We start from the raw sequence: 6,601 nt of genomic DNA, 5'->3' as shown, positions 1-6,601 counted from the left end.
AAAACCTACCGTTTATGGTGGGTTTTTTTCTTATGTGCCCAGCAAGCCGTTAAAAGGGCAAAAAAAGGGGAGTTTCTAGCACTCTCGAAGAAAAGCAGGTCTTAGTAAAGTAAAACAGATCTAGATGCAGGTTGGATGAAACGACCGAATAAACCGCAAGGCTTTCATTATTTAAGCCATACAAGTATAGATTGTGCAAACGGTATAATAATTGCTAGTTGGTGAAAGTCCAACCGAGGTAAGCGCCAAGTCGCCTCCGCAGCTGACAGTCAACTGGTGGGAAGATTTTAAATTCGTTTCGTAGGGAATTTTATGTCTTGGGATATTCCATGAGTTATTTATAAAAAGGTTTGTTGGCTATATCGTTTTTTTTTATAATTTATTGTGAATGGATTTTTATGTTTCTTAATCATTCTTTTTCTAATTGAAAGTTATTATACTTATAAAATCACAATATTTATACAATAGGAATCCAGTATATACTATACTAGTATTAGGTATCTAATCAAAATCGACTTTAGATGAGTATGACTATATAAATGTTTCATACTTTAATTCCATTAGGAATGATAATCTATAGATTATTAGGAAAATACTAGAAGAATTTATATGCTCCAATATGTATCTCATTTAGGTTAATTCAAATTGAATGACTTCATTTATTAAAGAGGGAGTAAATAAGTATATGATTTGGGACGAGTCGCTCCCTTTGTGATTTTACATATGGAGTAGTTTGGGAGGCTACTATGGTAAAAGTGCAGGGATTGTATAGAAACATCAATGATTTAGAGGGATTTGAAACATATTATACAAAGGTAATTATCCCAAAAATATTAAGTGTACCTGGTGTTATAAAAATTGATTTTACTATTCTCTATCATTCAACAGATAAACAACCAGAAGGGTTAAATGATATCCATGTTGTTACAGAGACTTATTTTGAATCAATAGAAGAGATGAAACGAATACTTAGTTCGGAAGAAGGAGTAGCAATCTTAAAGTTGGTTTCAGCTCTTGGTGAAGATGGTACTGAAATCGCAAGTTTCATGGCTCAAGAAAAAGTTGTTTATGCTCCTAATTGGATAGAGAAAAAAACGGAAGAAGGAGAAGTTATTGAGATAGTTGATCTTAATAATCTTGAAATTTTTTGAGATGGATATACCAAAAAGAGATGTGCCAAGTCAATGGCCATCTCTTTTTGGTTAAAGATTTGGAACTGCCCAATCGATTTCGTTTTTTCCTATGCTGCTCAAGAAATTGTTTGTTTTACTAAAAGGCCTGCTGCCAAAGAATCCGTTTTTAGCAGAGAGTGGGCTTGGATGTGCTGATTCAATGATATAGTGATGTTTGTTTGTGATGAAAGATTTTTTGGCTTGTGCGTGTCTCCCCCAAAGAATAAACACAACTGGTGTTTCTCTCTCATTCAATTTTTGTATGACTTGATCTGTGAAGTTTTCCCAACCCTGGCTTTTATGGGAGTTTGGTGTTTTTTCCCGTACGGTAAGAACTGCATTGAGGAGGAGTACACCCTGTTTAGCCCATGACTCTAAAAAACCATGGTTTGGGATAGCATGTCCCAAGTCAGCCTGAAGCTCTTTGAAGATATTTTTTAAGGAAGGCGGTTGTTTTACTCCTGGTTTTACAGAGAAACTTAACCCATGTGCTTGTCCAGCTCCATGATATGGGTCTTGCCCTAAAATAACTACTTTTGTTTCTTCATAAGGAGTAAGATGAAGTGCATTGTATATATCGTCTTTTATAGGATAAATAGTTTGTGAATTGTATTCATCCACTAAATATTGTCGTAGTTGTTGGTAGTATGGTTTTTCAAACTCACTTCCGACCACGTCGAGCCAGTCATTATGTAAAATGGACATATTTTCACCTCATTTAGTATATACGTTCTATTATGACATACTTTTTCTGTTAATTTGGTAGCAATCTTGTTAAAGTTATGAAATTGGACAAAAAAACTGGAACCAGTAATGTGGTTCCAGTTTAACTATGTTTTGTGTTTACGTTTTTTCACTACCTGATAACCGATAGCTAAAATAATAAACCAAATAGGTCCTACATATAGAGCGATTCTTGTTTCATCATTAAATGCAAGTAAGACGATAACTAGAGCTAAAAAGAGAATGACAATCCAGTTAGTAACAGGGGCACCTGGCATTTGAAAGTGACTTCGTTTAATTTTTCCAGCTTTCACTTGTTGGTGATACTTTAAATGGGCAAACATAATAATGATCCAAGTCCAAACAGCACCTACTGTCCCGATACTTGTGATATATGCAAATGCTTGCTTTGGAATAAAATAATTCAAGGCAACGCCGATAAGGAGGAAAAGGGTAGAGATAGTAATTGCTCTTCCAGGTACACTCCGATCGTTTACTTTTTGAAACGCTTTTGGAGCTTGTGCAAGGTTGGAAAGATTAAATAACATTCTCCCTGAGCTGAACACACCACTATTGCAGGAAGATAATGCAGCGGTTAAGACAACCATATTGATAATCATTGCGGCTCCTGGGATGCCTACTTTTTCAAAGGTTAATACAAAAGGGCTGACATTTTCATTTAAACCTACCCAAGGGTAGATGGCCATAATCACTGCTAAGGAGCCAACATAAAAAATTAAGATTCGCCAGATGACACTATCTACAGCTTTCGGTATGGTTTTATCTGGGTCTTTCGCTTCTCCAGCCGTTATCCCGATTAACTCCACCCCGATGAAAGCAAACATCACCATTTGAAGAGATAGAAAGAGTCCACTTATTCCATTGGGTACAAAACCACCATGGCTCCATAGGTTGGAAAAACCAGTAGCATGACCATGGTTTCCGATTCCAGTAAATATGATTAATAATCCTACAAGAATAAGAACAACAATAGTTACTACTTTGATCAATGCAAACCAGAATTCTACTTCTCCAAACACCTTTACAGCAATCATATTAATAATGTATATAACAACTAAAGAAATTAAGGCAGGTATCCAATTCGCTACCTTTGGAAACCATAGGTGGACATATTTTGCGATAGCTGTTATCTCTGCCATCCCGATCACAATCCACATAAACCAGTACGTCCATCCTGTAAAAAATCCAGCCCATTCTCCGATAAATTCTGTAGCATAAGTACTAAATGAACCAGACACAGGTTTGTACATGACTAGCTCACCCAGTGCACGCATGATGAGGAAAATGATCATTCCAGCTACAATATAATTAATCAGTATTGCAGGTCCAGCGGTTTTTATGGCTGTTGCTGATCCGAGGAAAAGCCCTACACCAATAGCTCCACCAATGGCAATAAGTTCAATATGCCGGCTCTGTAACTCACGTGATAAACCATGTTGTGAGTTTTGTTTTTTCGACAATCGCATCCACTCTTTCCTATGTAAAATACAGCATATCTATATTTTTCTTTGTTACATTCTGCATTCCCTTTTAGAATTTGTTGAATGAGAAAAAATATGTAGTGCAGGGTAGTTAAATGGAATAAAGGCTAACTTCACATTGAGTAATAATGAAATGTGGGTTTATCGATACAATAAAGAGAAATTGGATTTGACTAATCTGTTCATCTGACATATAATGATTTGGTCAAAATACGTATATTTCCTATGCTGGTGTAGCTCAGTTGGTAGAGCACTTCACTCGTAATGAAGGGGTCGCAGGTTCGAATCCTGTCTCCAGCACCACTCGAAACCCTTGTGTTTACAAGGGTTTTTGTTTTTTCTTGAAGAGCATAACCTTGATTAGAAATATATAATGGTGTCTATTGGTGTTCAAAGTTCAAGCGATTCACTTTAGAAATCAATAAAAATAACGAATTGAAAGTAAATTCCTGTATAGGAACTTACTTTAGATAAAACTCGCACTTTACACATTCTGTGAACCTCGATGCCCTCACTTGAAATAAAACCGTCCAGACGGTATAATATGGTGGGTGGTGATAAAAGTTGACTTCAAATAAAAAAAAGTTAAAAAGAGAACTGATTCTTAGAACTGTTTCACAGATTGTACATGAAGAAGGAGTAGAAAAACTAACATTAGAGGCTGTTGCAAAAAGAGCAGGCATAAGTAAGGGGGGATTACTGTATCATTTTTCCAATAAAAATGCCTTGATTCTGGGTATGATCGAACATCTATCCGATCACTTTGTAGGAGAGTTTAATAGGAGGGCAGAAGATGAGCATCATTCCAAAGGAAAGTGGACACGATCTTATATAGATACATCGTTTTACGGAGAAAGCTATAGGAATGATCTGTACACTGCCCTTTCAGCAGCGCATTTTACTAATCCTGAGATGCTGAAACTGTTACGGGATGAGTATGCTAAAATTCAGGATAAAATCGAAAATGATGAATTAAACCCTGTTCGTTCTACGATCGTCCGTTTAGCAATAGATGGTTTATGGTTTGCCGAAATGTTTGGGCTGGCTCCTCCAAAAGCAGAGCTCAAACAAGAGATTATTGAGGAGTTGAAGGCAAGTATTAAGGAGGATTCATAATGGCATATCTTTTTCTGGCAGTCTCTATTATTGGTGAACTGATTGGAACTTCTATGCTTAAGGCATCAGAAGGATTCACTAAGATATTTCCAACATTATTCACTATCATCGCGTTTCTTATCTCTTTCTTTTTTATTTCTTTAGCTCTCAAAACGCTTCCTTTAAACATGACTTATGCCATCTGGTCAGGGGTAGGAGCTGTTGCCACAGCACTGATATCGGTACTGATCTGGAAAGAAAAAATAAATACTGGAAGTATTATCGGGATTTCTTTAATCGTAATTGGGGTTGTGATTTTGAATTTATTCGGTGCAGCTCACGGTGAGACAGATAGTACAAAAGAAACGACAAACTCATCTATTCCAAATTAAGACTAATAGTTCCTAAGTTTAGACAGAGTACTAATAAAATGTTGGAGGGACTTCTTTATATGAATGAAAGAACTTTATAATTTAGACTCTACCTATTGTGGAATTATCTAGAATCTCGACTAGAGCAGTTACCGTCTCACTACCCCTAAATGAACATTTTCAGGGAATATGCAAAAAAAAACATTCGCTGTCTATTTAAAAACTTCTTTAAAGGTTAGATTTCTTCACTGACTACCTTTGTCAGGGTTGACGTTTTAAAATGAAAGGGACAAGAATTAAGGAGGCGACCAACGATGGTCATGACATTAGAGCAATTTCGCGAAATTTTGGATGGGAATCGTCGTTTAACCATTCGAACAATTGAGGCTTTCCCTGAAGACAAGTTATTCACCTTTGCACCGGTAGAACCGCTTCGGCCATTCTCAAAAATGATTTTAGAGATACTAGATATTGAACGTGCATATATTCGCGGTATCTCTCTCAATGAATGGGAATTTAGCCGACCTTTTGCTGGTGTTTCGACCAAAGCGGAACTTTTAGATGGTTGTCATGAAACAAAGGAGGATGTGCAAAAATGGTGGCCAAAAATCACCGAGGAACGGTTGCACACCGTAGAAAAAGACCCCTTTTTTGGTGGTGAAATGGGTCATTTCGAACGTCTTCATTATGCGTTGGAAAATGAAATCCATCATCGAGGCCAAGGTTTTATTTACTTACGGTTACTCGGGATTGAACCGCCAGCGTTTTGGGAGCGACAATAAAAAGGGACAACATTTTCATTTAACCCGGATTCGTTTCTGGTTTTTTTATACCAGTAGCCATAGGTTCGAGCCCTATCTCCAGCACCACCCGAAATCCTTGTGTTTACAGGGGTTTTTGTTTTTTCTTGAAGAGCATAACTTTGTTTTGAAATATATAATGGTGTTTATTTGGTGTTCAAAGCTCAAGTAATCCATTAAGTCTGAACGTACAATTTTCTTTTTTGGAACAATGACCTCCAAAAAACATTACACAAGAGAGTATAATAGTGATAATATTGGAAATATAGTCATTTAATACAAAAATGACTAATACATATACTGGAGTGGATGTTTGATTTGAAAAGATTATTTTCTTTTGTTGCCTTATTGCTTGCATTGCTCACATTGAGTTCGAATGTGTTTGCAGATCAATCCTCGACAACAATTTTTTTGCAACCTGGCACTGCAAGTAAAACTTCTGGAAAAATATATTTGCAATCTGGACAGAAGTTAAAAATCAATGTAAATAGCTATTCCGGTCATAAGGTTTACTACAAAGTATTTGCTGAATTAACTGGGAAAGTCGTTAAAAGTGGATATGTACCATCCGATAAATCCGTTGCTTATAATGTAGGTGCTCCTGTAGGATATTATAAAATCTCGCTCATATGTACACCCAAAGATTGTGATGTGGAAGGACGTATAGCTGCGCATTACTAGACTGCTACACAATATAGCTGTAAATATTTACAGGATAAGTTAGACTGGTTACAATGATGTTTTTTGATAAGATACAATCATATGCCTCCTATATTAGAGGTGAGTAAATTTATAATGAACATATGATTCGTAGAAGGTTGCCCAAGTGGTGACCTTTTTGTGTTGTAAGGGTGTCTGCTATTTATATACTACTATGCAAGGGGGAAATTCTTTAATAGTGGGTTCTCAAAAACATGGCATGTCTGCCAAATCTGTTC

The 6,601-nt window shown here is 36.4% G+C and carries 7 protein-coding genes and 1 tRNA gene; 6 read left to right on the top strand and 2 right to left on the bottom strand.

The window, feature by feature from the left end:
- The first annotated feature begins 746 nt into the window (after nt 1–746).
- Nucleotides 747–1,151 carry an EthD domain-containing protein gene (locus AC5WOE_RS19575; RefSeq protein ID WP_496053312.1) on the top strand — a complete coding sequence of 135 codons (405 nt, stop codon included), beginning with the start codon at nt 747–749 and terminating at the stop codon, nt 1,149–1,151.
- A gap of 51 nt (nt 1,152–1,202) precedes the next feature.
- Here the strand turns inward: AC5WOE_RS19575 and AC5WOE_RS19570 are convergent, their stop codons facing one another.
- Both AC5WOE_RS19570 and AC5WOE_RS19565 read right to left on the bottom strand, forming a co-directional pair.
- Nucleotides 1,203–1,877, bottom strand: a complete 675-nt coding sequence (locus tag AC5WOE_RS19570) for a uracil-DNA glycosylase (protein WP_496051521.1) — start codon at nt 1,875–1,877, stop codon at nt 1,203–1,205.
- A 125-nt stretch (nt 1,878–2,002) separates the two neighbouring features.
- Complete coding sequence (locus AC5WOE_RS19565) at nt 2,003–3,376, bottom strand: amino acid permease (RefSeq protein WP_496051520.1); 1,374 nt, start codon at nt 3,374–3,376, stop codon at nt 2,003–2,005.
- Nucleotides 3,377–3,624: 248 nt separating this feature from the next.
- On the opposite strand from AC5WOE_RS19565, the gene AC5WOE_RS19560 reads away from it, so the two are divergent.
- The 5 genes from AC5WOE_RS19560 (at nt 3,625) to AC5WOE_RS19540 (ending at nt 6,344) form a co-directional block, all read left to right on the top strand.
- Nucleotides 3,625–3,700: transfer RNA gene (locus AC5WOE_RS19560), tRNA-Thr, on the top strand.
- Nucleotides 3,701–3,961: 261 nt separating this feature from the next.
- Complete coding sequence (locus tag AC5WOE_RS19555) at nt 3,962–4,513, top strand: TetR/AcrR family transcriptional regulator (RefSeq protein WP_496053311.1); 552 nt, start codon at nt 3,962–3,964, stop codon at nt 4,511–4,513.
- Nucleotides 4,513–4,884, top strand: coding sequence for a DMT family transporter (locus AC5WOE_RS19550; protein ID WP_496051518.1), 372 nt, complete (start codon nt 4,513–4,515; stop codon nt 4,882–4,884). Before AC5WOE_RS19555 ends, AC5WOE_RS19550 begins: the two co-directional genes overlap by 1 nt.
- A gap of 293 nt (nt 4,885–5,177) precedes the next feature.
- Nucleotides 5,178–5,645, top strand: a complete 468-nt coding sequence (locus AC5WOE_RS19545) for a DinB family protein (RefSeq protein WP_496053310.1) — start codon at nt 5,178–5,180, stop codon at nt 5,643–5,645.
- 336 nt (nt 5,646–5,981) lie between these two features.
- Nucleotides 5,982–6,344, top strand: coding sequence for a hypothetical protein (locus tag AC5WOE_RS19540; protein WP_496053309.1), 363 nt, complete (start codon nt 5,982–5,984; stop codon nt 6,342–6,344).
- Nucleotides 6,345–6,601 lie beyond the last annotated feature (257 nt).

The organism is Shimazuella sp. NTD248, assembly GCF_059510395.1.
The sequence above is the reverse complement of the archived record's forward strand: the minus strand, read 5'-3'. Positions and strand labels throughout refer to the sequence as shown.